Source organism: Brevibacterium sp. NPDC049920 (assembly GCF_040656435.1).
GTDB classification, from domain to species: domain Bacteria; phylum Actinomycetota; class Actinomycetes; order Actinomycetales; family Brevibacteriaceae; genus Brevibacterium; species Brevibacterium pityocampae.
This window is the reverse complement of the sequence record NZ_JBFAMF010000003.1, coordinates 261,952-286,845: the sequence shown is the minus strand read 5'-3', so window position 1 is coordinate 286,845 and position 24,894 is coordinate 261,952. Positions and strand designations below refer to the sequence as shown.

Sequence of the window (24,894 nt, the reverse complement as noted above, 5' to 3'; positions counted from 1 at the left end):
TCAGCGGGTCGTGGAGTCGGCGAAAGCGCGCAGCCGTGCCGATTCCGCCTGCGCGCGCTCGAGCTGCTCGGCGACCGCGCTGCGGGCGGTGCCGCCCTTGGAGCTGCGGGAGTCGATCGAGCCGTGGGTGGTGAGAACCTCGCGCATGGCCGGCGTGAGGTGCTCGGAGATGCCGGCGTAGTCCTCGTTGCTGAGGTCCCAGAGCTCGACGTCGCGGGACTCGGCGAGCTTGACCGCGGCACCGGAGAGCTCGTGGGCGACCCGGAACGGCACCCCCTGGCGGACGAGCCACTCGGCGATGTCGGTGGCGAGCGCGAAGCCGCGCGGCGCCAGGTGCTCCATCTTCTCCGTGTTGAAGGTCAGCGTGGCGACCATCCCGGTGAAAGCCGGCAGGAGGAGGTTGAGGGTGTCGGCGGCATCGAACACCGGCTCCTTGTCCTCCTGCAGATCCCGGTTGTAGGCGAGCGGCATCGCCTTGAGGGTCGCGAGCAGCCCGGTGAGGTCGCCGATGAGGCGGCCGGACTTGCCGCGGGTGAGCTCGGCGACGTCGGGGTTCTTCTTCTGCGGCATGATCGACGAGCCGGTGGAGAACGCGTCGTCGAGGGTGACGAAGGAGAACTCCTTCGTCGCCCACAGGATGATCTCCTCGCTCAGGCGCGACAGGTCGATGCCGATCATCGCGGAGACGAAGGCGAACTCGGCGAACACGTCGCGCGAGGCGGTGCCGTCGATCGAGTTCTCCACCGAGTCGGCGAAGCCGAGCTCCGCGGCGACGGCCTGCGGGTCGAGGCCGAGCGAGGACCCGGCGAGCGCGCCGGAGCCGTACGGGGAGACCGCGGCGCGGCGGTCGAAGTCGACGAACCGCTCGACGTCGCGCAGGAGCGGCCAGGCATGGGCGAGCAGGTGGTGGGCGAGCAGCACCGGCTGGGCGTGCTGGAGGTGGGTGCGCCCGGGCATGGGCACCTCGCGGTGGGCCTCGGCCTGGTCGATGAGGGCGTCGACGGTGTCGAGGACCGCGCCGGCGATGAGCCGGGCGTTGTCGCGCAGGTACATCCGCCCGAGGGTGGCGATCTGGTCGTTGCGGGAGCGCCCGGCGCGGAGCTTGCCGCCGAGCTCGGGCCCGGCGATCTCGAGGAGGCCCCGCTCGAGCGCGGAGTGGACGTCCTCGTCCGATTCGGCGGCGGTGAACTCGTGGGCGAGGACCTTCTCCTCGAGGGTGTCGAGGGCGGCGATCATGCCGTCGAGCTCGGCGTCGTCGAGCAGGCCGGCCCGGTGGAGCACGCGGGCGTGGGCGCGCGATCCGGCGATGTCGTAGGCGGCGAGGCGCCAGTCGAAGTCGGTGGACTTGCTCAGGGCGGCGAGCGCCTCGGCGGGGCCGTCGGCGAAACGGCCGCCCCACAGGCTGATGCGTTCGGACACGAGGTTCCCTTGCTGTCGGAGTGCGGGCGGATGGTCGGAGTGCGGGCAGGTTCCAGGGCACGGGCGGTGCCCCGCAGGGCGCGGCCGGTGGTGCGGTGCCCCGCAGGGCGCGGCCGGTGGTGCGGTGCCGCGCCCTGCGGGCGAGAGTGCGATTTCCGGCGGTTCCGCTCTCAGGAACCTTCGGAAATTGCACTTCGGGTCAGAGGCGGACGCCCTTGTCGAAGCGGTGGTCGCGTGCGGCGGCCTGCTTCGAGGACAGCCCGTAGATATCGATGAAGCCGCGGGCCGAGGACTGGTCGAAGCTGTCGCCCTCGTCGTAGGTCGCGAGGTTGAAGTCGTAGAGCGAGGTCTCCGAGCGGCGACCGGTCACGGTGGCGCGACCGCCGTGGAGCTCCATCCGGATGTCGCCGGACACGTACTCCTGCGTCTGGTCGATGAACGCGTCGAGGGAGCCCTTGAGCGGCGAGAACCACTGGCCGTCGTAGACGACCTCGGTCCAGCGCTGGTCGACGAGCTTCTTGAACCGGGCCTGCTCGCGCTCGAGGGTGATGTTCTCGAGCTCGCGGTGCGCGGCGATGAGCGTCATCGCGCCCGGCGCCTCGTAGACCTCGCGGCTCTTGATGCCCACGAGCCGGTCCTCGACGATGTCGATCCGGCCGATCCCCTGGGCGCCGGCGCGCTGGTTGAGCTGCTCGATCGCCTCGAGCGGGGTGACGACCTGGCCGTCGATCTTCACCGGGATGCCCTTCTCGAAGGTGATGGTGACCTCGTCGACCGGCGGCGGGAAGGCCGGGTCGTCGGTGTAGTCGTAGACGTCCTTCGTCGGGCCGTTCCAGATGTCCTCGAGGAAGCCGGTCTCCACCGCGCGACCCCACACGTTCTGGTCGATGGAGAACGGGTTGTTCTTCGTCGTGACGATCGGCAGGTTGTTCCGCTCGGCGTACTCGATGGCCTTCTCACGGGTGAGCGCGAGGTCGCGGACGGGGGCGATGCAGGTCATGTCCGGGGCGAGCGAGGTGATGCCGACCTCGAAGCGCACCTGGTCGTTGCCCTTGCCGGTGCAGCCGTGGGCCACGGTGGTGGCGCCGAACTTCCGGGCGGCGGTGACGAGGTGCTTGACGATCACCGGGCGGGACAGCGCGGAGACGTTGGGGTAGGCGTCCATGTACAGCGTGTTGGCCTTGAGGCCGGGCATGCAGTACTCCTCGGCGAACTCGTCGCGGGCGTCGGCGACGTAGGCCTCGACGGCCCCGCAGTCGAGCGCGCGCTGGCGGATCGTCTCGAGGTCCTCGCCGCCCTGACCGACGTCGACAGCCATCGCCACGACCTCGGCGCCGGTGGCCTCCTGGATCCAGCCGATCGCGACCGAGGTGTCGAGTCCGCCGGAGTAGGCGAGCACGATGCGTTCTGTCATGGGGTTCTCCTTGTTTGTTCGTGGTGGGTCTGATGTCTGGGTGTCGGCGCCCGTGCCGTGGGCTGGACCGCGGGAGCCGGACCGGCGCCCGGATCAGGGGCCGTCGGCGGCGAGCGTGAGGAGGAGCTCGGCGAGCTGCTCCCCCCGGCGGCCGTCGCCGGCGATGACGAGCACCGTGTCGTCTCCTGCGATGGTACCGAGGACGCCGGGGATCACGGAGCGGTCGAGCGCGGAGGCGAGGTATTGCGCCGCGCCGGGAGGGGTGCGCAGCACGACGAGGTTCTCCGAGCTGGTGACGGTGACGAGCAGCTCCTCGAGGAGGCGCTGGAGCTTCGCGTCGAGCACCTCGCCCTCGCCTGCGCGCTGCAGGCTGCGGTCGCCGCCCTCGCCGGGCACCGCGTAGGCCGAGCCGGTGCTCGTGCGGACCTTGACCGCGCCGAGCTCGGCCATGTCCCGCGACAGCGTCGCCTGCGTGACGCTCACCCCGCGCGCGGCGAGCAGCTGCATGAGCTGGGTCTGCGAGGTGATCGACTCGCGGCGGATGATGTCGACGATGAGCTGCTGGCGGGCGGTCTTCGTCGCCGGGGACACGGCGTGGCCCTCGTCGAACTGTGCGGCGGCGGCCATCTCAGTGCTCCAGCAGCCAGGTCAGCAGCGCCTTCTGCGCGTGCAGCCTGTTCTCCGCCTCGTCGAACACCACCGAGTGGGGTCCGTCGATGAGCTCGGCGGTGATCTCCTGCCCGCGGTAGGCCGGCAGGCAGTGCATGACGAGCGCCTCGTTCGACAGCGCGTGGAGCGCCGTGTCGAGGCGGTAGGCGGCGAACGGCGACTCCTCCCCGGAGCGGCCCTCGTCGTCCTGGCCCATCGACACCCAGGTGTCGGTGACGAGGACGTCGGAACCGGTCGCGGCCTCCCGCGGGTCATCGGTGACGAGCACGGAGCCGCCGGTGACTGCGGCGAGCTCCTGCGCCTCGGCGAGCACCCCCGGGTCCGGGTGGGAGCCGGCCGGAGCGGCGATCCGCACGTGCATCCCGGCGTTGACGCCGGCGAGCGCGTAGGAGTGGGCCATGTTGTTCGCCCCGTCCCCGAAGTACGCGAGCGTGAGCCCGGACAGTCCGTTGCCCGTCCCGGTGTGCCGGTGCTCGCGGATCGTGAGGAGGTCGGCGAGGAGCTGGCACGGGTGGTAGTCGTCGGACAGTGCGTTGATCACCGGGGCCGAGGAGTGGGCGGCCATCTCCTCGAGCCCGGACTGGGCGAAGGTCCGCCACACGATCGCTGCGACCATGCGCTCGAGGACGCGCGCGGTGTCGGCGACCGACTCCTTGTGCCCGAGCTGGGACTCCCCCGGGTTGATGATGAGCGGGCTGCCGCCGAGCGCGGCGATGCCGGTGGCGAAGGACACTCGGGTGCGGGTGGAGGTCTTGTCGAAGATCACCGCGACCGTCTGCGGTCCGGCGAGCGGCCGGGCGGAGTACGGTGCGGCCTTGAGCTCCGCGGCGAGGTCGAGGACCTCGGTGAGCTCTGCGGGGGCGAGGTCGGTGTCCTTGAGGAAATGGCGGGTCATGCGGCGGTCCCTCCTGCGGTGTCGAGGATGGCGGGCAGGGCGGCGAGGAATTCCCCGAGCTCCCCTTCCGTGATGGTGAGCGGCGGCGCGATGCGCAGCCGGGTGTCGGTCACCGGGTTGACGATGAAGCCGGCGTCGAGCGCGGCCTCGGCGACGGCCTTGGCGTTGCCGGCGGTGAGCTCGAGTGCGATGAGCAGCCCGGCCCCGGACACCGCGGCCACACCGTCGATGAGCCGCAGCCGGCCGGCGAACTCCTGTCCGAGGTCGCGCACCGCCGGCAACAGGCCCGCGCGCTCGATCGTGGTGAGCACGGCGAGCCCGGCGGCGGTGGTCACCGGGTTGCCGCTGTAGGTGGAGCCGTGCTGGCCGGGGACGAGCAGCCCGGTGACCGCGTCCCCGAAGGTCAGGGTCGCTCCGAGCGGCAGCCCGCCGCCGAGGCCCTTGGCGCAGGTGACGATGTCCGGCACGATCCCCTCGCCGATGTCCGGGTCCTGGAATGCGAACCAGGACCCGCAGCGACCGATCCCGGTCTGCACCTCGTCGAGGATGAGCAGGGCGCCGGCGGAGCGGGTCGCCTCGCGGGCGGCACGCAGATAGCCGGCCGGGTGGCGGCGCACACCGGCCTCGCCCTGGATCGGCTCGATGATCACGGCCGCGCAGGTGTCGTCGACCTCGCGGCGCAGCGCCTCGGTGTCGCCGTGGGGCACGTGGACGACCCCGGGCACGCCGGGGGCGAACGGGGCGCGGAACGCCTCCTTGCTCGTCATCGCCAGGGCACCCATGGTGCGGCCGTGGAAGCCGCCGGCGACGGCGACGACCTTCGACCGGCCGCCGCCGGCGACCCGGCGGGACATCTTGAGTGCGGCCTCGTTCGCCTCGGCCCCGGAGTTGCAGAAGTACACGGCGGAGCCCTGCGGCGCTGCGGCGACCTCGAGGAGCTTCTCGGCGAGCGCGATCTGCGGCTGCGAGGCGAAGTAGTTCGACACCTGGCCGAGCGTGGCGACCTGATCCGACACCGCCTCGACGAGCGCAGGGTGGGCATGGCCGAGGGCGTTGACCGCGATCCCGGCGAGCAGGTCGAGGTACTCCTTGCCGGTCTCGTCCCACACCCGCGCACCCTGTCCGCGCACGAGCAGGCGCTGCGGGCGGCCGAGTGCGGGCAGGATCGAGCCGGAGTGGTGGGTGCGCCAGTCGGCGGACTGCGTCATGGGGTCTCCTCGGTGCCGTCGGGGCCGTCAGCGGTGCCGTGGCCGCCGGTGGCGCCGCGGTCGTCGGTGCTGTCGTGGCCGTCGTGCATGGTCGCCTGCGGGGTGTCGGCGGCCTCGTGGACCATGGTGCCGATGCCCTGCGTGGTGAAGATCTCGAGCAGGATCGAGTGCGCCATCCGGCCGTCGACGATGTGCGCCTGGCGCACCCCGCTGTCGACGGCGTCGAGCGCGGCGGTCATCTTGGGGATCATCCCGGAGTCGAGGCGCGGCAGCAGCGCGCGCAGCTCCTCGGGGGTGATCTGCGAGATCAGGCTGTCCTTGTCCGGCCAGTCGCGGTAGAGGCCGGGGACGTCGGTGAGCATGATGAGCTTGTCGGCCTGCATCTCCCGGGCGATCGCGGCGGCGGCGAGGTCGGCGTTGATGTTGAGCGGGGTGTCGGCCGCGCCGCCGAGCTCGGCGGCGATCGAGCAGATCACCGGCACGCGGCCGGCGTCGAGCAGCTCCTCGAGCACCTGCGTGTTGACCCGCCGGATCTCGCCGACCCGGCCGAGGTCGACGGTCTCGCCGTCGACCACGGTGGTCGTCGGCACGGCGAGGAGGAGGTCGGCGTCCTCGCCGGAGAGCCCGATCGCGGCGTCGCCGTTCATGTTGATGCGCGACACGATCTCCCGGTTGACCTGCCCGGCGAGCACCATCCGGATGACCTCGGCGGCCTCCGGGGAGGTCACGCGCTGGCCGCCGCGGAACTCGCTGGGGATCTGGAGACGTTCGAGCATGCGGGAGATCTGCGGGCCGCCGCCGTGGACGACGATCGGGCGCAGCCCGGCGAAGCGGAGGAACGCGATGTCGTCGGCGAAGGCCTGCTGGAGCTCGTGGGAGACCATCGCGTTGCCGCCGTACTTGATGACGATCGTGGCGCCGGCGAAGGTCTTGATCCACGGCAGCGCCTCGGTCAGGGTCTCGGCCTTGGCCTGGGCGCGCACAAGGCGCTCTGCTGGGGTGGGGTGCTGGCGTGCGGTCATGTCGAGTACGCGCTGTTCTCTTCGACGTAGTCATGGGTGAGGTCCGAGGTGAGGATCGTGCCCTCGGCGGTTCCGGCGTGGAGGTCGATCTCGACGACGACGCGGCGGTCGAAGAGCACCTCGGAGGGATCCGCCCCCGGGCTCGAGGCGACGCACACCGGCACGCCGTTGAAGGTCACGTCGATCGCGTCGGGCTCGAACTGTGCCGAGGTGATGCCGACCTGCGCGACGACGCGGCCCCAGTTGGGGTCCTCGCCGAACACGGCGGCCTTGAACAGGTTGGACCGGCCGACCGCGCGGGACACCTCGAGGGCCTGCTCCTCGGAGAAGGCGCCGCGGGTGGTGATGACGATGTCGTGGCCGGCACCCTCGGCGTCGATGTGGAGCTGGTGGGTGAGGTCCTCGCAGGCCTCGGTGAGCAGCGCGGTGAATTCGCCGGTGTCGGCCCGGTGGCCCGAGGCCCCGGAGCTCATGAGGATCACCGTGTCGTTCGTCGACATGCAGCCGTCGGTGTCGAGCCGGTCGAAGCTCCGTGCGGTCGCGGTGCGCAGGGCGGCGTCGAGCTCGGAGGCGTCGAGGACCGCATCGGTGGTGAGGACGACGAGCATCGTGGCGAGCCCCGGGGCGAGCATGCCGGCTCCCTTCGCCATCCCGCCGATCCGGTAGGCGGTGCCCTCGCGCTCGACCGTCTTGGGCACGGTGTCGGTCGTCATGATCGCCCGCGCGGCGGCCTCACCGCCGGCCGGTGCGGCCTGCGCGGTCTCGGCGAGCGCGGGGAGGCCGGCGAGGATCCGGTCGCGGAAGTCCTGCCCGCCGACGCCGATGAGCCCGGTCGAGCACACGAGCACGTCGAGCGCGTCGATGTCGAGGAGCTCTGCGGTGCGCTCTGCGGTGGCGTGGGTGGTCTCGAAGCCGAAGGAGCCGGTGTAGCAGTTCGCTCCCCCGGAGTTGAGGACGACGGCGCGGGCGCGGCCGTCGGCCGAGGCCTGCTGGGACCACAGCACCGGGTTGGCCCTGCACCGGTTGGAGGTGTAGACGGCGGCGACGGCATCGGATTCCCCGGTGTTGTGGACGAGGGCGAGGTCCGGGGTGCCGCTGGGCTTGAGGCCCGCGGTCGTCGCGGCAGCGGCGAAGCCGCGGGGGTAGGTCACGCTCATGGGGCGACTCCTTCGGTGGGCAGGGCGGTGGACTCCGGGAGCCCGAGGGCGAGGTGGGCGGACTGGAGTGCCTGGCCGGCGGTGCCGCGCACGAGGTTGTCGAGGGCGACGGAGACGAGCACGGTGCCGGCGCGGGCGTCGACGGCGCACTGGAGGTGCGCGGTGTTCGCCCCCGTCGTCGCCGCGGTGTGGGGCCACTGCCCGGCCGGCAGCAGGCGGACGAAGCGCTCCGCGGAGTAGGTGCGCTCGAACACGGACCGGACGTCCTCATCGCTCGCCTCCGCGGTGAGCGGGGCGGACAGCGTGGCGAGGATGCCGCGGGACATCGGCACGAGGGTCGGGGTGAAGGAGATCCGCACGCCCGGGTCGTCGACGGGGCGGCCGAGCACGCCGGCGAGGTTCTGCTCGATCTCCGGGACGTGCCGGTGGGTGCCGGCGGTGCCGTAGGGGCTCGCGTCGCCGAGCACCTCGGCGGCGAGCAGGTGGGGCTTGAGCGCCTTGCCGGCCCCGGACACGCCGTTGGCGAGCACCGCGGTGAGCCGGGTCGGGTCGACGAGCCCGGCGGCGAGCAGCGGCTGCAGGCCGAGCGTGACGGCGGTGACGTTGCAGCCGGGGACCGCGATGCGCCGCGTGGCGCGGAGCCTTTCGCGCTGCCGGGTGCCATCGGCGAGCAGGAGCTCGGGCAGGCCGTAGGTCCAGGTGCCGGGGTGCTCCGAGCCGTAGAAGGCCTCCCAGGCGCGCGCGGACTGCAGGCGGTGGTCGGCGGCGAGGTCGACGATGACGGTGTCCGGGGAGGACTCGGCGAGCTCGGCGGCGATCCGGCCGGAGGCGCCGTGCGGCAGCGCGAGGACGACGACGTCGTGTCCGGCGAGGACCGCGGCGGTCGACTCCTGCACGGTCATGTCCGCGTAGGCGACGAGGTGGGGCTGGTGCTCCCCGAGCCTGCTCCCTACTGTCGAATGGCCGCACACGGTTGTAACGTGAAGGTCTGGATGCCCGCTCAGGAGGCGCAGGACCTCGCCCCCGGCGTACCCGGTGGCCCCTGAGACGGCGACAGTGAAACCTGACATATGTATAACGATACATCACACACGGTAATTATTCATGCCGGTGTCCGCGGCCGACGGCCGCAGTAGAGGAGGCACTCCCATGCACGCTGTCCACGCCACCCGCAAGGGCGGACCCGAGGTCCTCGAGTACGTCGAGGTGCCGGACCCGAGCGCAGGTCCCGGCGAGCTGTTCGTCGCCGTCGAGGCCGCCGGCATCAACTTCATCGACACCTACCGCCGCTCGGGCATGTACCCGATGGACTTCCCGCACATCGTCGGCGTCGAGGGCGCCGGAGTGGTCGAGGCCGTCGGCGAGGGCGTCACCGGGTTCACGCCTGGCGACCGGGTGGCCTGGCACGATGCGCACGGCTCCTACGCGGAGAAGGTCGCCGTGCGCGCGGACATGGTCATGCGGGTGCCGCACGGCGTGTCCGCCGAGGCCGCAGCCGCGATCCCGCTGCAGGGGCTCACCGCGCAGTACCTCGCGACCGGCTCGCACCGGATCGAACCGGGCCAGACCGCGCTCGTCCACGCCGCCGCCGGCGGAGTGGGCCTGCTGCTCACCCAGATCATCAAGCACCTCGGCGGCCGGGTCATCGGCACGGTGGGCACCGAGGAGAAGGCGAAGCTCGCCCGGGGCGCCGGGGCCGACGAGGTGTTCCTCTACGGCGAGGGCGTCGACATCGCCGCGAAGGTGCGCGAGCTCACCGACGGTGCCGGCGTCGACGTCGCCTACGACGGGGTCGGGAAGGACACCTTCGACGCCTCGCTCGCCTCGCTGACAGTGCGCGGCTCGATGGTGCTGTTCGGTGCGGCCTCCGGTGCCGTGCCGCCCTTCGACATCCAGCGGCTCAACTCCTCCGGCGGGATCTTCCTGTCCCGGCCGTCGCTCCAGTGGTTCGTCACCAACCCCGAGGAGCTCGCCGAGCGCTCGGCGATGCTCTTCGACGGCCTGGAGAACGGCTGGCTCGACTTCCGGGTCGGGTCGACCTTCCCGCTCGCCGAGGCCGCCGAGGCCCACCGCGCGCTCGAGGGGCGGCGGACCACCGGCAAGGTCGTCCTCCTGCCCTGAGCCAGTCCCGAATCCACCGGGGTCCGGGAGCGGACGCGATGAGAGGCCGGTCGGTGCAGGTGCACCGGCCGGCCTCTCCGCGTTCCGCGCGCGGGCGCGTCAGAGGAACGGGATCGAGAGTCCGAGAAGGACGAGCACCCCGCCGGACACGAGGTCCATGGCGAGCGCGCCGCGCCTGCCCTCGAGCCGGCGGCCGAGCCCGGCGGCGGTGGCGACGAGGAGGAGGGAGTAGAGCGCGAACACCGCGACGATGGTGAGGACGAGGACGGCGATGAGACCGATCCCCTGCTCGCTCGGGAGGAACGCGGGGAACAGCGCGAGGAAGAACATCCCGGTCTTCGGGTTCGTCAGGCTGCTGAGCAGTCCGACCGGGAACGGCGAGCGGCGGCGGTCGACGCCGCGGCCGCTCGTCGCGGTCTCGACGGACGGGTCGGTGGGGTCGAGGATGACCTCGCCGTCGGGAGCGGCGATCCCGGCATGGACCTCACCGCTCGTCGTCACGGGCACGAGGGCCGGAGCGGAAGCGGGGGCGCCCGGGGCCGCCGCGGTCTCCTGGGCACCGGCGCCGCCCGCTGCGACGAGCACCGCGCGGACGGAGGCGGTGCGGGAGCGGAGGGCGCGCTCCGCGGTCCAGACGCCCCACAGGGTGCGCACGCCGAGGAACGTCAGGTAGATGCCGCCGCACACCGCGAGGACGGTGCGCGCCGTCGGATGGCTCTGGAGCAGGGCGGCGATCCCGGACAGCGCGAGGATCGCCCACACGGTGATGCCGCACGCGGCCGCGGAGGCGTAGACGATCCCCCGGCGGAACGACTGCGCGCCGTAGCGGATGGTGAGAAAGGTGTCGGGCCCCGGCGTCACCGCGAGGATGAGCGCCGCTCCGAGGAAGGCGATGAACTCCGCGCCGGTCATGCGTCCGTGCGTCCTGCGTGCATGGCTGTGGGCCCTTTCGTCATGGGAGAGCGCCCGCACGGTCCGGCGGGCGCCCGGTCCAGGATGCACCGCCGCGACCATTCGCGTCCACCCGACTGTTCCTGATGATCATTCGGTTCTGACTTATGATCGTTCCATGCAGAATCTCCACCGCCTCCGGGTGTGGCGCGCGGTCGTCGCGAGCGGCTCCGTGCAGCAGGCCGCGCGCAATCTCGGGAACTCCCCCGCGACGGTGAGCCAGCACATCATCGCGCTCCAGCGCGAGGTCGCAGCCCCCCTCTACCGCCGGGACGGCCGCGGCATCGCCGTCACCGAGGCGGGGCACGCGCTCGCCGCCCGCTCCGAGGCCCTCCTCGCCGAGGCGGCCGACCTGCAGACGTTCGTCGACCGGCTCGCGGCGGGGCCGGCGACGCGGCTCACCCTCGGCAGCTTCTCCTCGGCGACGACGGTGTGGCTGCCCGATGTCCTCCGCGCCGCCCAGCTCCGCTTCCCCGGTCTCCACATGGAGATCCTCGCCAACGAGCCCGCACCGCCCGGCGAGCGCGCCTTCGCCGACATCGAGGTGCGCGCGGAGTCCGGTCTCGCAGATCCGGTGCGGATGCGCGGCCACGATCGCGACGAGCTCCTCGACGACGCGTACGTCGTCGTCACCGAGGCCGACCACCCGCTCGCGCAGGCCCCGGAGGTGCGGATGGCCGAGCTCGCCGAGCACGCGCTCGTCGACCTCCATGTGCAGGGCAGTCCGTCCGGCGAGGTCATCGACGAGGCGGCCCGCGCGGCCGGGCTCGACCTCCGCTACGCGGCCGGCGCCGACGACCACCACGGAGTGCGCGCGATGGTCGCGGCGGGAATGGGGGTCACCGTGCTGCCGCTGCTCGCCACGCTCGACCTGCCCGCCGGGCTCGTCGTGCGCCCGCTCCTCGATCCCACACCCGTGCGCCGGATCGCTCTCCACGTCCGCCAGACGATGTCGGCCCTGCCCCACGTCGTATTCCTCCGCCGGGAGATCGGCCGGGTCGCCCGGGCCTACGCGGAGGACCTCGCCGCCCGGGGCCCGCAGGGGACGGCTATCTGAATCTGCGCTCGCGCAGCGCCGGGGCGAGGACGACCGCGGAGAGCACGAATCCGACGAGGAGCACCCACGCGCCGAAGTACGTGAACAGGCGCAGGTCCGGGGCGAGCGGCGGCCCGAAGTCCGCCGTCATCATCATCACGCCGCCGAGGATGAAGGCGGTGGCGATGATGACCTGGATGAACTGGTCGACCGTCGAGCGCACGAGGTTCTTGATGAGGTCGATGTTGAGACCGCTCGTGCCGATGTCGAGCGTGCCGTCCTGGAGGTGCTTGACCACCCGGCTGAGCTCGACCGGCAGGCTGGCGAGCACCGGCAGCGTCGACCCGACGTAGAGGGTGAGGTTCTCCGCCGACTCCGCGAGGTCGCGGGATTCGCGCATGAGCTCGTCCGCGTGCTCGCGGACCATGTCGAGGAGATCGATGGACGGGTCGAGGATCCGCAGGCTGCCCTCGAGGGTGCTGATGGCGCGGAAGGCGTTCGCGACGGCGGACGGCATCTCGAAGCCCTGCGCCATGACGAACTCGAGGAGCTCCCCGAACAGCGCCGAGGAGCCGGCGGGCATGCCGCCCTCGAACTGGAGCATGATCTGGCCGATGTCGCGCTGCATCGACCGCAGGTCGATGCCCACGGGAGTGCCGAAGATGTCCAGCACGGCGTTCATCGCGGCCTCGGAGTTCTGGTGCTCGAAGGCGAGGAGGAGCAGGGTGATGTCGCGCCGGTCGCGGCGATCGATCCGGCCGACGCTGCCGAAGTCGATGAGCCCGGCCCGGCCGGAGGTGTCGATCATGATGTTGCCGGCGTGCAGGTCGGCGTGGAAGATCCCCTTGATGAGCACCTGGCGGGCGACCATGAGGAAGAGGTCGCGGGCGATGTCTGCCCGCGCGATGTCCGACAGGCCCTCGAGCACGGGGCCGGCCTTGGCCAGCGGGACCCCGCGGATCCGTTCGAGGACGATGACCCGCTCACCGCTGAGCTCGGGATAGACCTGCGGGATCCGCACGACCGAGTCCTCGAGGTGAGACGTCGCGTTCCGCAGGGCGATGGTCTGCCGCAGCTCGCCGCGGTAGTCGAGCTCCTCGGCCAGGGTCTCGAGGAAGCCGCGGGCGATCGCGGTGACCCCGATCGAGCGCGCCCAGCCGGCGGTGCGCTCGAGCCGTTCGGCGAGCGTCATGACGATGTCGGAGTCCGCTCGCACCTGCCGGCGCAGCTTGGGGCGCTGGACTTTGACGACGACCTCGGTGCCGTCGAAGGCGACCGCGCGGTAAACCTGGGCGACCGAGGCGGCGGCGAGCGGCACGGTGTCGAACTCGGCGAACACCTCGTGGACGGGGCGCCCCCACGCGGATTCGAGCTCGGCGCGGATGTCCTCGAAGGGCACGGCGGGGACGTCGGACTGGAGCTTCGAGAACTCCTCGACGAACTCCGGCGGCACCATGTCGGCGCGGGTGGCGACGAACTGCCCGAGCTTGACGAAGGTCACCCCGGCGGCGGCGAACGCCTCCGCGGTGGTCTTCGCGATCTCGCGGGTGGACACGCGCAGCGTCGGGATCCGCGGACGCATGTACCGTGCGAGCCCGTACCGGAGGAGGATCCGCTGGATCTGGGAGAGCCGGCTCACCCGGCGGTACCAGACCGGGACGCGCGTGGCGGAGCGGAGGAGGTGGGTGAAAGAGCCGCTGGGGAGGACGAGCTCGATCGCGAGGAGGATCGCCATCTGGACGACGATGAGCCAGGCGAACACGAGGAGGAACACCATGACGGCGGGGAAGCTCATCTCGATCCACGGGATGTCGCCGTCCTGGGAGATCCCGAACATCTCGAAGGCCTGGAGGGTGATCGGCCACAGCGACATGCCGATGACGAGGGAGACGATCGTGTTGCGCAGCGCGCCGGTGCCCACGGTGATCGTGCGGCGGACGAGCACGCCGACGACGACGGCGTTGAGGAGCCCGAGCAGGATCGACCAGAGGATATTCACAGGACCACCTGTCGTGTCGGGGCGGGTCGGGTCGGACCCAGCCTACCGGTCCGGATCAGCCCTCCCGGGGATCGAGGCGGAGGCGGCGGGTGTTCGCCGCGAGGCCGTCGGCGGCCGCGGCGAGGGACTCCGGGGTGTCGACCCCGGCGCGCACATAGCGCCCGGACCAGGCGTCGAGCCAGCCGCCGGCGAGCGCGAGCGCGAGGTCGACGAGGGCGGCCGGGGAGGTCCAGTCGTCTCCGGTGCGCCGGTCGTGGATCGGCATCGAGCGGGTCATGTCGGATTCGATGACGCCCGGGGACATCTCGAAGATCCGCAGCCCGCGCTCCCAGCCGAAGTGGTGCACGGAGTCGGCGAGTCGGAACAGGGCCGCCTTCGACGCGGAATAGGCCGCGTACTGCGGGGTGCCGGTGGCGCCGGAGCCGGAGTTGAGGTCGATGATCCGCACCGGTTCCCCGGTCGCGGCGGCGACATCGAGGAGATGGGGGACGAACCGGTGGACGACGAGGAACGGGCCGATGGTGTTCGTCCTGATTACGCGGACGAGGTCGGCCGGATCGGCCTCCCAGACCGGGCCCTCGGTCGATTCGATGACCCCGGCGTTGTTGACGAGCACGCCGAGCCGGATGCCGCGCTCGGCCTCGAGACCGGTCACCGTGTCCAGCAGTGCCGCGACGCTCTCAGGGTCCGCGACGTCCAGCCGCACTCCGAGCACCGTGGCCCCGGTCTGCTGCGCGATCTCCGCGGCCGCGCGCTCGGCACCGGCGGCGGAGGTAGCGGTGAGGAGCACCGGATGCCCTGCGGCGGCGAAACCGGCCGCGAGGTGGCGGCCGATCCCCCGGCTGCCACCGGTGACGAGGACGAGCGTGGAGTCATTCATCGGCTCAGCTCCTCACCTCGGCGCCGAACCGCTGCGCGGCGACGGCGGTGGCGGCCTCGCGCAGCGCGGAGGCCTCGTCGGCGGTGAGCGTGCGGTCCGCGGCACGGAAGGTCATCCGGAACGCCAGGGACTTCCGTCCCTCGGGCACCTGGTCACCGGTGTAGACGTCGAACACCTCGAGGGTCTCGAGCTCCGCACCCGCCCCGTCCCGCAGGGCCCGTGCGACCTCGGCGGCCGGGGTGTCGGCGGCGACGACGAGCGCGACGTCCTGGCGGGACACCGGGTAGGTGGACAGGACGCCGGCCCAATCACGGGAGTCCTCCTGGCCGAGCAGCGCGTCGAGGTCGATCTCGAAGGCCACGCTGCGCTTCGGCAGGCCGAGGTTCTCGAGCACCTTGGGGTGGAGCTCCCCGGCGTGGCCGAGCACGGTGCCGTCGGCGAGCACGAACTCCGCGCACCGCCCCGGGTGGAACGGCGCCCGGCGGGCTGCGCGCACCTCGGCGCCGAGACCGCACGCCGCGACCATCCGGCGCACTGTGTCGATGACGTCGGCGGCCTCGGCGGCCCGTCCGGCACCCCAGGTGCCGGGCAGCTCCGCGCGGCCGGCGATGACTCCGGCGTAGTGGAAGGGCTGGGGCGGGACGGAGTCGCGGATCGCCGCGAGCTCGTCGGCGCTCGGGTGGTAGCCGGGCTCGAACCGCAGCCCGGGTTCGGGCGCGCGCTCGGGCAGGGTCACCATGCCGGCCTCGAACACCGCGACGTCCTTGAAGCCGCGACCGGTGTTGCGTGCGATGGCGTCGACGAGCGTGGCGAGCAGGTGGGTGCGCATGAGCGGCTGGTCGTCGGCCATCGGGTTGGCGAGTCGGACGGCCCGGCGGCGGGCGTCGTCGGCGGGCAGGAGCAGCTCATCGCTGCGCTTGTCCGAGGTGAACGGGTAGGTGAGCACCTCGGTGTAGCCGAGCCCGGCGAGCAGGTTCGACAGGCGCCGGCGGGCCCGCTGCGCGGCGGTGAGGCCGCGGCCGCCCGGGGCCTGGGGCAGCACCGAGGGGATGCGGTCGTAGCCGCCTGCCCGGGCGATCTCCTCGACGAGGTCGATCGGATCGGTGAGGTCGGAGCGCCATGTCGGCACGGTGACCTGCGCGGTGTCGCCGCTGACCTCGACGTGCGCGCCGATCGCCTCGAGCAGCCCGGTGACCTCGGCCGGCGAGTAGTCGACCCCGACCTTCCGGGCGGCCAGATCGAGCGGCAGGGCGATGGTGCGGGCGGCGGGCGCCTCGCCTGCGACGGTGGTCGCCGGGTCGAGGGTGCCGCCGCCGAGCTCGACGAGGAGCTCCGCGGCACGCTGGGCGGCCACCGGGCCGAGTGCCGGGTCGACGCCGCGCTCGAAGCGGCGCGAGGCCTCCGAGGGCAGCCGGTGCCGGCGGGCGGTGCGGGCGATCGAGACCTCGTCGAAGTGCGCGGCCTCGAGGAGGATGTTCCGGGTGGTCGCGGACACCTCGAGCGCGGCGCCGCCCATGACGCCGGCGAGCCCGATGATGCGGGAGTCGCCGTCGGACTCGTCGGTGATGAGGAGGTCCTCGGGATCGAGCGTGCGGGTGACGTCGTCGAGCGTGGTGAGCTTCTCCCCGGAACGTGCGCGGCGCACGACGATGCGCCGGCCGAGCAGGTCGAGGTCGTAGGCGTGGAGCGGCTGACCGAGCTCGAGCATGACGTAGTTCGTCACGTCGACGGCGAGGCTGATGGGGCGCATCCCGGCTTCGAGGAGCCGGCGCTGCATCCAGAACGGGGTGCGCGCGCCCGGGTCGATGTCGCGGACGATGAGCGCGGTGAAGCGCGAGCAGCCGGGCACCCCGTGGATCGGGGCGTCGTCGGCGAGGTCGACCGGGAAGCCGTCGGCGGTGGGGTCTGCGACCGGGCGGTTCGCCGGATCGCGGAACGCCTGGCCCTTGAGCATCGCGTACTCGCGCGCGATGCCGCGGATCGAGAGCTGGTAGCCGCGGTCGGGGGTGACGTTGACGTCGAGCGTGGTGCGGTCGAGGCCGAGGAGTGCTGCGGCGTCGTCCCCGGGCTCGCCGGTGAGGCCGAGCGCGGTGAGCACGATGATGCCGTCGTGGTCTTCGCCGAGACCGAGCTCGCGCAGCGAGCAGATCATGCCGTCGGACACGTGACCGTAGGTTGTGCGCGCCGCAATCCGGAAGTCGCCGGGCAGCACGGCACCGGGGAGCGCGGCGACGACGAGGTCGCCTGCGGAGAAGTTGTGGGCGCCGCACACGATGCCGCGCGGCTCGTCCTCCCCGACGTCCACCTGGCACCAGTTGATCGTCTTGCCGTTGGAGTGCTCCTCCGGCTCGAGCGCGAGGACGCGGCCGACGACGAGCGGGCCGGACACCTCGGGACCGAAGAAGTCCTCCTCCTCGAGGCCGATGCCCGCGAGGTCGGCGGCGAGCTGGTGCGGGTCGTCGACGACGGTCAGGTCGACGTGCTCGGAGAGCCATTCGAGTGGGACGCGCATCAGGCGTTCACCCCGAACCGGGCGGAGAAGCGGAGGTCGCCCTCGACCATGTCGTGCATGTCGTTGATCCCTTCCTGGAGCATGAGCGTGCGCTCGATGCCCATTCCGAATGCGAAGCCCTGGTACTCCTCGGGGTCGATCCCGGCGGCGCGGAGCACGTTGGGGTGCACCATGCCGCAACCGCCCCACTCGATCCAGCCGGGACCGCCGACCTTGTTCGGGAACCAGAAGTCCATCTCCGCGCTCGGCTCGGTGAAGGGGAAGAAGCTCGGGCGCAGCCGGGTGCGGGACTCGGGTCCGAACATCGCACGGGCGAAGTCGTCGAGCGTGCCCTTGAGGTGCGCCATCGTCAGGCCGCGGTCGATCGCGATGCCCTCGATCTGGTGGAACACCGGGGTGTGGGTGGCATCGAGCTCGTCGGTGCGGAAGACCTTGCCCGGGCACACGACGTAGAGCGGCACACCGCGCTCGAGCAGCGAGCGGGACTGCACCGGGGAGGTGTGGGTGCGCAGCACGAGGGCGGCGTCCTCCGGGTCGAGGAAGAAGGTGTCCTGCATCTGCCGGGCAGGGTGGTCGGGGCCGAAGTTGAGGGAGTCGAAGTTGAGCCATTCGGCCTCGACCTCGGGGCCCTCGGCGACCTCCCAGCCGTGGGCGATGAAGTGGTCGGCCACGCGCTCCTGGAGCAGCTGCAGCGGGTGGCGGGCGCCGGTGGAGCGGCGAGCGGTGGGGAGGGTGACGTCGATGGTCTCCGCGACGAGCACCTCGGCCTCGCGCTGCTCCTCGAGCTCGGCCAGCCGGGCGTCGTGGGCACGCTTGACCGCGCCGCGGGACTGCCCGACGAGCTTGCCGGCCTGGGCCTTCTCCGCCTGGTCGAGCTGCCCGATGCCGCGGTTGGCCAGTGCCAGCGGGGAGCGGTCGCCCATGTGATCGATCTTGGCGGCCTTGAGCGCGTCGAGGGTGTCGGCGGCGGCGAATGCGGCGGCCGCGGCGTCCACTGCGGCGGCGACCGCGGTCTCGTCCCGCGGATCGAGGTGCTCTGTCATCGGCCTTCTTTCTCTCGTGGTGAACCGACCGTCCATCAGTCTAACGAAGGTTGGCCCCGCTCCGGCGTCGCTATGCTGGGGGTCATGCCCGCCCTGCCGCACTCCCGCCTGGTTCTCGCCGGGTTGTCGCTGGGCACCATGCTCAATCCGCTGAACTCGACGATGATCACCGTCGCGCTCATCGCGATCGCCCGCGACCTCGGGGCGACGTTCGTCGAGGTGAGTTGGGTCGTCACCGTGTTCTACCTCGTGTCGTGCACCGCGCAGCCGGTGCTCGGCCGGTTCGCCGACCGCTACGGCCCGCAGCGGATCTTCGTGTCCGGGATGCTCGTCGTCCTCATCGCCGCGGTATGGGGCTCGCTCGCGCGCGACATCGTGGGGCTCAGCGCGGCCCGCGGCCTGCTCGCCCTCGGCACCGCGTGCGCGTACCCGTCCGCAGTCAACCTGCTGGGCCGGTGGGTGCGGCCGGGGCCCGATTCGGTGCGGGCGCTCGGCGGGATCCAGGTGGTGAACTTCCTCGGGATGGCGCTCGGGCCGGCGCTCGGCGGTCTCGCGCTCGCGCTGTTCGACTGGTCGGCGCAGTTCTGGCTCAACATCCCGCTCGCGCTCGGCGCCGGCATCATCGTCGCCCTCGCCGCGCCCCGGGACTCCGCCCGTGGATACTCCGCGGGGAGCACGGGACCCGCCGCCGAGGCGCCCGCGGACGCGCCCGGTGCGGGCACCTCGGCTCCCGGCGGCACCAGGGACGGCACGGACCGGGGAGGTGGTGGACCGCGGCGCGGGCTGCTCGCGGTCTTCTTCACCGCCGATGTCCCCGGGGTCCTCGGGTTCTCGCTGGCGATGTCGGCGCTCATCCTCGCGCTGCTCGACTCGGTCCCCGGAATGCGTGCACCGCTGGCCGTGCTCGCGGTGGGCGCCGGGGTGCTGTTCGTGCTGTGGGAGCTCCGCGCCCCGGTGCCGGTGCTCGATCTGCGCGCGCTCCGGGCGAACCCCGCGCTGCTCATGGTGCTGCTCCAGTTCGGCCTGTTCAACGTCGTGTTCTACCTGGTGCTGTTCGGGTTCCCGCCGTTCCTCGAGGCGGTCGTCGGGATGCCGGTGGCGCAGGTGGGACTGTGCATGGCCGCGCTCGCGGTGGTGTCGGCGTCGATGGTCGCCCCGGCCACCCGGCTCCTCGGCCGGTGGGGGCTGCGGCGGTTCCTCGTCCTCGGGTCGGCGATCCTGCTCCTCGGGGTCGTCGTGCTCCTGCCGATCGGCACCGGGTCCGAGTGGTGGCTCAGCGCACTCGCCCTCGTGCTCCTCGGCGTCCCCTACGGCCTCATCCCGCTCGGGCTCAATCAGGCGATGTTCACCGCCGCCCGGGTCGGCGCGGCCGGGGTGGCGGCCGGGCTGTTCCAGCTCGCACGCTATCTGGGGGCGGTCGTCGCGATGGTAATCATGGCGGTCATCGTCGGGGATGCGATCTCCCCGGCGGGCTGGATGTCCCTCGTCGTCGCGATGATCGTCGTCACCGGGCTCGGCATCCTGCTCGTGCTCGCATCCCGCCCACCGCGCGCCGGCCGGTGACCGGGCCGATCACGTGGCGGGCCCGGGCCCGAGGCGAGTTCGGGCACGAGGCGCATCCGCTCCCCAGGCGCACCCGGGTGTTGCCCGGGCACCCGGCCGCGGCGAGACTGGGGACATGAGTGGAGCCCCGAGTGAGAGCCGTGAGTCGTCCGCTGCGTCCCGCGCCCAGGCACTCGCGCGGTTCGAATCCGCCGCCCGGTCCGCCGTGGAATCCCGACGCCTGCCCGCGCTCCTCGCCCTCACCGCAGGCCGAGAGACCTACTCCTTCTCCGCGACCCCGCCCGGCGGGGAGCTCCTGAGCGAGGACACGGTGGTGTGGTACGCCTCGCTGTCGAAGACGTTCACCGCGCTCGCCGCCCTCCGCCTCGTCGACGCAGGCCTGCTCGACCTCGACGCCCCGATCACCGATGTCACCCACCTCCGGGAGGTCCGGATCCTCACCGGGTACGACGCGTCCGGCGCCCGGTATGCCGTGCCGCGGACACCGATCTCCGCGCGGATGCTGCTGACCCACACCGCCGGGTTCGGCTACGACTTCCTCGAGTCGCGCCTCGGCCGCTATGCCCGCGAGCACGCGGTGCCCTCCCGGGCGAGCAGCCGCGCCGCCAGCCTCGAGCTGCCGCTCATCGCGGAACCGGGCACCCAGTGGAACTACGGGATCGGCATCGACCTGCTCGGGGTCGTGCTCGAGGCCCGGTGCGGGGAGACCTTGGAGCGCATTCTGCGCACCTGGGTGCTCGATCCGCTGGGCCTCGATTCGGTGCGCTTCGGCCCTCACGGCCCGGCGGCGCCGATGCACTCGCGCACGCGGTACGAGGACGGGAGCGCGCGGCTCGCCCCGCTCGACCTGCGCTACCCCGACGATCCGGAGCAGGCCGCCGGCGGGGGCGGGCTCTACGGCACACCGCGGGACTTCCTCCGGCTGCTCCGCGCGCTGCTCGCCGATTCCGCCCCGCAGCGCTCCAATTCACCGGGCTCCCCCGCACCTCACTCGGCCGACTCGGGCTCCCCTGCACTCGGCTCCCCCGGCATCACCGGTGCGCCGCTGCTGAGCCCGGTGCTCTCCGCCGAGGCGCGCCGGGCCCAGTTGCCCGCCAGCTGGGTCTCCCCACGCCGCTCGGCGCTGCCGGCGAGCACGGAGGACTGGGACTTCATCCCGGAGCAGGGCGACAACTGGTCGCTGCTCGGAATGACGAATACACGGACCGGCCCCCATGGCCGCGCTCCGGGCGGGCTCATGTGGGCCGGTCTGTGCAACTCCTACTTCTGGGTCGACTGGGAGAACCGGGACTGCGGGGCGCTGTTCACACAGATGCTGCCGTTCGCCGACCCGTGCGCCCTCGAGCTGTTCTCGCTCCTCGAGGCGACGATCCCCCGCACCTGACCCCTTCGCACCGGCCCCGGCGGGTGGTCCTCGGCGCTCTCAGTCCGCGGTCGAGGCGAAGGCGCCGTGCGGGTGGGCGAGCTGGTCGTCGGGGGCGACCGGGCCGATCGCGTCCCACAGCTCTACCCAGGCGCCGTCCTCGATCCGCCACAGTTCGCAGAAGAAGTGCCGCTCCCCCGCGATCGACCCCTCGGAGTAGGTGAGGACGAAGTCCCCGTCCGCGACGGACCGGTGCATCGTGTCGTAGGTCAGCGCCGAGCCGTCGGCCTTGAGCTGCTCGAGGAAGTCGACCATGTTCTGCACACCGTCGGCGATGTCCCCGGAGTGCTGCGCGAACCGGTCGTCGGCGCGGGTGAACTCGCCGGCCGAGGCGTAGTCCTGTCCCTGGAGGAATCGCGTCCACGCCGTCTCGACGAAGGCGCGGCTCGCCTCGGAGTCGGCGGTCGGGTCGACCTCGGTGGGCCCGTCGAGCTGGGTCCGTCCGGAGGCGTTGGGCGGCGTCTGCTCGACGAGGCCGTCCCAGTGCTCGACGATCTTCCCGTCGGCCACCCGGTAGATGTCGAAGCCCACGTAGACGGTGTCCGGGTCGAGCCCGGGGTAGGCGCCGTGGAGGGCGACGAGGCCCTTCTCCTCGTCGACGAGGACGCGGGCGACGTCGTGCCGCAGGCCGTCGCCGGCCCCGCTGACGAGGGCGCGCAGGCCGTCCTTGCCGTCGGCGACGAGCGGGGAGTGCTCGACGTAGTCGGCGGAGAAGTTCCGGTCGAGCGTGGAGAGGTCGTGCTCGGTGAAGAGCTCCCGGTCCGCGGTGAGGACGAGTTCTCGGATGTCGGTCATCTTCTGCTCCTTGGTCGCTGGGCGGTGGGGCGCCTGCGGACCCGGTCGCACACCGGTGTGCGGCCGGAGAAGTGCGGGCCCGTCCGCTTCCCAGGCTACGCCCCGCGGCCGTGCGGGGACACCCCTGCGGCAGCCCGCGAGACCACGCCTCTCGCCGCGGTGCGGGTGGTTACGCCTGGGCGGCGCGGGCGCTCTCGTAGATGCAGATCGCGGCGGCGGTGCCGAGGTTGAGGCTCTCCGCGCGCCCGTAGATCGGGATCGCCACCGCACCGTCGCACTCGGCGCGGTCCTTCTCCGGCAGCCCCCATGCCTCGTTGCCGAACACCCACAGGGTGGGCCGGGCGAGATCGAGTCCGGTCTCCCACGGCTGGTGGAGGTCGTGGGCCGGCGGGTGGGCGTCGGCGGCGAGCACCTGGAGCCCGCGGGCCCGGGCGAGCTCGGCCACCTCGGGCAGGCCCACCCCGGTGACCACGGGGACGTGGAAGAGGGAGCCGGCGGTCGAGCGGACGGTCTTCGGGTTGTAGACGTCGACGCTCGAGGAGGTGATGATCACCGCGTCGGCGCCGGCGGCGTCGGCGACCCGCAGGACGGTCCCGGCATTGCCGGGGTCGCGCACCTGGGACAGCACGACGACGAGGCGCGCGCGCTCGGTCACGATCTCGGTGAGCGGCACGTCGAGGGTCGAGCAGACGGCGACGATCCCCTGCGAGGCGACGGTGTCGGAGATCTCTCCGATGAGCGCGTCGGCGATCGCGCGGACCGGGATCCGGGCCGCCGCGGCGGTTCCGAGGATGTCGGTGTGACGGGCGGCGGTCTCCTCGGTGACGAAGACCTCGATCACCTGGACCGGCACGGGTGCGCCCCGATCCCCGGCGGCGGCCACGGCCTCGCGGACCGCTTGGGGCCCCTCGGCGAGGAACCGGCCCTCCTTGGTCCGCCACGAGCGGTTTGCCAGCTTGGCGGCGGCGCGGATGCGGGCGGACTTCGGCGAGGTGATGCGGTCGTCGGCGGGCGTCGGGGTGCGGCTCATGCCCTCCAGCCTAGTGGTGCGCCGGGCCGGTGAATAGTGCGATCCCGGGGAATCGGTGTCGATTCCCCGGGATCGGCGACCGGCGGATCCGCCGTGGGCGGAGCGCGATCAGGCTGCGGAGGTCTTGGCGGCGTTGACGTCGGCCGGCAGGGCTTCCTTGGCGATCTTGACGAGCGCGGCGAAGGTCGCGGCGTCGTTGACGGCGAGCTCGGCGAGCATGCGGCGGTCGACCTCGACACCGGCGCCCTTGAGACCCTGGATGAAACGGTTGTAGGTCATGCCGTTGGCGCGCGCCCCGGCGTTGATCCGCTGGATCCAGAGGCGACGGAAGTCGCCCTTCCGGGCGCGACGGTCGCGGTAGCTGTAGACCAGCGAGTGGATGACCTGCTCTTTGGCCTTGCGGTAGAGACGGGACCGCTGTCCGCGGTAGCCGCTCGCGCGGTCGAGGATGACCCGGCGCTTCTTCTTGGCGTTGAGCGCCCTTTTCACACGTGCCACGTGTACTCCTTAGAACGAATCGGGTGCCGCACTGCGGCGGCGCAGGCCTGCACGGCCTCGGGAACCGGTGATCAGCGCTTGCCCAGCAGCTTGAGGGCCTTGGCGGCGTCACCCTTGGTCAGCGTCTGGTCCATCGACAGCCGACGCTTGCGGCGTGAGGACTTGTGCTCGGCGAGGTGGCGATTGTTCACGCGCTCGCGCATGACCTTGCCGCTGCCGGTGAGGCGCAGGCGCTTCTTGGCGCCGCTGTGGGTCTTCTGCTTCGGCATGGTGCCGTTCTCCTTCTCATGTCGACGCGCCGGTGGGAACCGGTGCGATCGACGATCGGTGTGCGTGTCGCGCGCTCGCGCCCACCCGCGGTGCGGGCCGGGTGCGAGCACGAAGAACTTATGACTCGTCGTCGTCGGCGGGAGCGGTGCCCGCCTTGGCCTGGGCCGCCCGTTCGCGCCGGGACTTGACCTCGGCGCTCGCACCCTTGGCGTCGCGGCTCGCCTTGCGGGATTCCGCCTTGGCGTCCGCCTTGTTGCGGAAGGGTGCCACGACCATCACCATGTTCCGGCCGTCCACACGCGGCGAGGACTCGACGGAGCCGAGCTCGGACACGTCCTCGGCCAGCCGGTTGAGCAGCTTGATGCCCATCTCGGGGCGCGACTGCTCGCGACCGCGGAACATGATCATGACCTTGACCTTGTCGCCGCCGGCGAGGAACCGGGAGACGTGGCCCTTCTTGGTCTCGTAGTCGTGCTCGTCGATCTTCAGCCGGAACCGGATCTCCTTCAGCGCCATGTTGGCCTGATTCTTCCGGGACTCGCGTGCCTTCTGAGCGGATTCGTACTTGAACTTGCCGTAGTCCATGAGCTTGGCCACGGGCGGCTTGGCCTGCGGTGCCACCTCGACGAGGTCGAGGTCTGCCTCGCGGGCGAGGTCGAGTGCCTTGCGGATGGCGACGATCCCCACCTGCTCCCCGTTGGGGCCGACCAGGCGGACTTCCGGTACCCGAATCCGATCATTGATGCGCGGCTCGCTGATGTGCTCGCTCCTTCTTCGACGATGAGGTGAACCGAAAGAGAAAAGGCCCCCTTCGGCACATGCGAAGGGAGCCCGGTTCGAAGCACACGCACGCGGAGACCACGTCCGATCGGTCCGTGTGGAGCAGGACCGTGTTCGAGAACCCGATCGCCTGAGGCGATCCAGGTGGGAGCCAGGCTCCTCTTTGCACCCGTTCATCGTACTACGCCCGGTGCCGGACTGCACAATCG

General features: G+C 71.9%; 22 protein-coding genes. 4 read left to right on the top strand and 18 right to left on the bottom strand.

What is annotated here, in order from left to right:
* The 8 genes from argH to argC all read right to left on the bottom strand — a co-directional run bounded on the left by argH (position 1) and on the right by argC (position 8,854).
* On the bottom strand, positions 1 to 1,419 hold the full coding sequence (argH, locus tag AB0I45_RS04540; protein ID WP_295688761.1) for an argininosuccinate lyase: 1,419 nt from the start codon (positions 1,417 to 1,419) through the stop codon (positions 1 to 3).
* 199 nt (positions 1,420 to 1,618) lie between these two features.
* The gene (locus AB0I45_RS04535) at positions 1,619 to 2,833 is read right to left on the bottom strand and encodes an argininosuccinate synthase (protein WP_360317093.1); all 1,215 of its coding nucleotides are present in this window, start codon (positions 2,831 to 2,833) and stop codon (positions 1,619 to 1,621) included.
* Between the two features lie 93 nt (positions 2,834 to 2,926).
* Entirely contained in the window at positions 2,927 to 3,460 is a 534-nt protein-coding gene (locus tag AB0I45_RS04530; RefSeq protein ID WP_137320044.1) for an arginine repressor, read from the bottom strand.
* A gap of 1 nt (position 3,461) precedes the next feature.
* Entirely contained in the window at positions 3,462 to 4,397 is a 936-nt protein-coding gene (gene argF / locus AB0I45_RS04525) for an ornithine carbamoyltransferase (RefSeq protein ID WP_295688764.1), read from the bottom strand.
* A complete protein-coding gene (locus AB0I45_RS04520; protein ID WP_295688765.1) occupies positions 4,394 to 5,605 on the bottom strand; it encodes an acetylornithine transaminase in 1,212 nt (403 codons plus the stop codon). The genes argF and AB0I45_RS04520 overlap by 4 nt, the downstream gene beginning before the upstream one ends.
* The gene (argB, locus tag AB0I45_RS04515) at positions 5,602 to 6,627 is read right to left on the bottom strand and encodes an acetylglutamate kinase (protein WP_360317088.1); all 1,026 of its coding nucleotides are present in this window, start codon (positions 6,625 to 6,627) and stop codon (positions 5,602 to 5,604) included. Before argB ends, AB0I45_RS04520 begins: the two co-directional genes overlap by 4 nt.
* Positions 6,624 to 7,784, bottom strand: a complete 1,161-nt coding sequence (argJ, locus tag AB0I45_RS04510; protein WP_247423695.1) for a bifunctional glutamate N-acetyltransferase/amino-acid acetyltransferase ArgJ — start codon at positions 7,782 to 7,784, stop codon at positions 6,624 to 6,626. Before argJ ends, argB begins: the two co-directional genes overlap by 4 nt.
* Complete coding sequence (gene argC, locus AB0I45_RS04505) at positions 7,781 to 8,854, bottom strand: N-acetyl-gamma-glutamyl-phosphate reductase (protein WP_295688767.1); 1,074 nt, start codon at positions 8,852 to 8,854, stop codon at positions 7,781 to 7,783. Before argC ends, argJ begins: the two co-directional genes overlap by 4 nt.
* A 79-nt stretch (positions 8,855 to 8,933) precedes the next feature.
* Between argC and AB0I45_RS04500 the strand changes: the two genes are divergently transcribed.
* Positions 8,934 to 9,905, top strand: a complete 972-nt coding sequence (locus AB0I45_RS04500) for a quinone oxidoreductase (RefSeq protein WP_247423699.1) — start codon at positions 8,934 to 8,936, stop codon at positions 9,903 to 9,905.
* Positions 9,906 to 10,004: 99 nt separating this feature from the next.
* On the opposite strand, the gene AB0I45_RS04495 is transcribed toward AB0I45_RS04500, so the two are convergent.
* Complete coding sequence (locus AB0I45_RS04495) at positions 10,005 to 10,817, bottom strand: LysE family translocator (RefSeq protein WP_175406981.1); 813 nt, start codon at positions 10,815 to 10,817, stop codon at positions 10,005 to 10,007.
* Positions 10,818 to 10,974: 157 nt separating this feature from the next.
* Between AB0I45_RS04495 and AB0I45_RS04490 the strand changes: the two genes are divergently transcribed.
* Positions 10,975 to 11,913, top strand: coding sequence for a LysR family transcriptional regulator (locus AB0I45_RS04490; protein WP_360317082.1), 939 nt, complete (start codon positions 10,975 to 10,977; stop codon positions 11,911 to 11,913).
* Here AB0I45_RS04490 and AB0I45_RS04485 read toward each other — a convergent pair.
* From AB0I45_RS04485 to pheS, 4 genes are read right to left on the bottom strand one after another with little or no spacing between them, the layout of a single operon-like run.
* Positions 11,906 to 13,891, bottom strand: coding sequence for an AarF/UbiB family protein (locus AB0I45_RS04485; RefSeq protein WP_360317079.1), 1,986 nt, complete (start codon positions 13,889 to 13,891; stop codon positions 11,906 to 11,908). The genes AB0I45_RS04490 and AB0I45_RS04485 overlap by 8 nt on opposite strands.
* 55 nt (positions 13,892 to 13,946) lie before the next feature.
* Positions 13,947 to 14,771: an SDR family oxidoreductase gene (locus AB0I45_RS04480; protein ID WP_247423703.1), complete on the bottom strand. Its 825-nt coding sequence runs from the start codon at positions 14,769 to 14,771 to the stop codon at positions 13,947 to 13,949.
* Positions 14,772 to 14,775: 4 nt separating this feature from the next.
* Complete coding sequence (pheT, locus tag AB0I45_RS04475) at positions 14,776 to 17,283, bottom strand: phenylalanine--tRNA ligase subunit beta (RefSeq protein WP_360317075.1); 2,508 nt, start codon at positions 17,281 to 17,283, stop codon at positions 14,776 to 14,778.
* Positions 17,283 to 18,326: a phenylalanine--tRNA ligase subunit alpha gene (pheS, locus tag AB0I45_RS04470; RefSeq protein ID WP_360317072.1), complete on the bottom strand. Its 1,044-nt coding sequence runs from the start codon at positions 18,324 to 18,326 to the stop codon at positions 17,283 to 17,285. The genes pheT and pheS overlap by 1 nt, the downstream gene beginning before the upstream one ends.
* An 84-nt stretch (positions 18,327 to 18,410) precedes the next feature.
* Here pheS and AB0I45_RS04465 point away from each other — a divergent pair, with 84 nt between their 5' ends.
* Together AB0I45_RS04465 and AB0I45_RS04460 are read left to right on the top strand one after the other, a co-directional pair.
* The gene (locus tag AB0I45_RS04465; RefSeq protein WP_360317069.1) at positions 18,411 to 19,889 is read left to right on the top strand and encodes an MFS transporter; all 1,479 of its coding nucleotides are present in this window, start codon (positions 18,411 to 18,413) and stop codon (positions 19,887 to 19,889) included.
* 115 nt (positions 19,890 to 20,004) lie between these two features.
* A complete protein-coding gene (locus tag AB0I45_RS04460; protein WP_360317066.1) occupies positions 20,005 to 21,273 on the top strand; it encodes a serine hydrolase domain-containing protein in 1,269 nt (422 codons plus the stop codon).
* Between the two features lie 39 nt (positions 21,274 to 21,312).
* Here AB0I45_RS04460 and AB0I45_RS04455 read toward each other — a convergent pair whose 3' ends face one another.
* From AB0I45_RS04455 to infC, 5 genes are all read right to left on the bottom strand, one after another.
* Complete coding sequence (locus AB0I45_RS04455; protein ID WP_360317063.1) at positions 21,313 to 22,107, bottom strand: nuclear transport factor 2 family protein; 795 nt, start codon at positions 22,105 to 22,107, stop codon at positions 21,313 to 21,315.
* Between the two features lie 169 nt (positions 22,108 to 22,276).
* Positions 22,277 to 23,137, bottom strand: coding sequence for an RNA methyltransferase (locus AB0I45_RS04450; protein WP_360317060.1), 861 nt, complete (start codon positions 23,135 to 23,137; stop codon positions 22,277 to 22,279).
* A gap of 108 nt (positions 23,138 to 23,245) precedes the next feature.
* On the bottom strand, positions 23,246 to 23,635 hold the full coding sequence (rplT, locus tag AB0I45_RS04445) for a 50S ribosomal protein L20 (protein ID WP_137320061.1): 390 nt from the start codon (positions 23,633 to 23,635) through the stop codon (positions 23,246 to 23,248).
* Between the two features lie 71 nt (positions 23,636 to 23,706).
* Positions 23,707 to 23,904: a 50S ribosomal protein L35 gene (gene rpmI, locus AB0I45_RS04440; RefSeq protein WP_137320062.1), complete on the bottom strand. Its 198-nt coding sequence runs from the start codon at positions 23,902 to 23,904 to the stop codon at positions 23,707 to 23,709.
* Positions 23,905 to 24,022: 118 nt separating this feature from the next.
* Positions 24,023 to 24,664 carry a translation initiation factor IF-3 gene (gene infC / locus AB0I45_RS04435; RefSeq protein WP_137320512.1) on the bottom strand — a complete coding sequence of 214 codons (642 nt, stop codon included), beginning with the start codon at positions 24,662 to 24,664 and terminating at the stop codon, positions 24,023 to 24,025.
* Positions 24,665 to 24,894 lie beyond the last annotated feature (230 nt).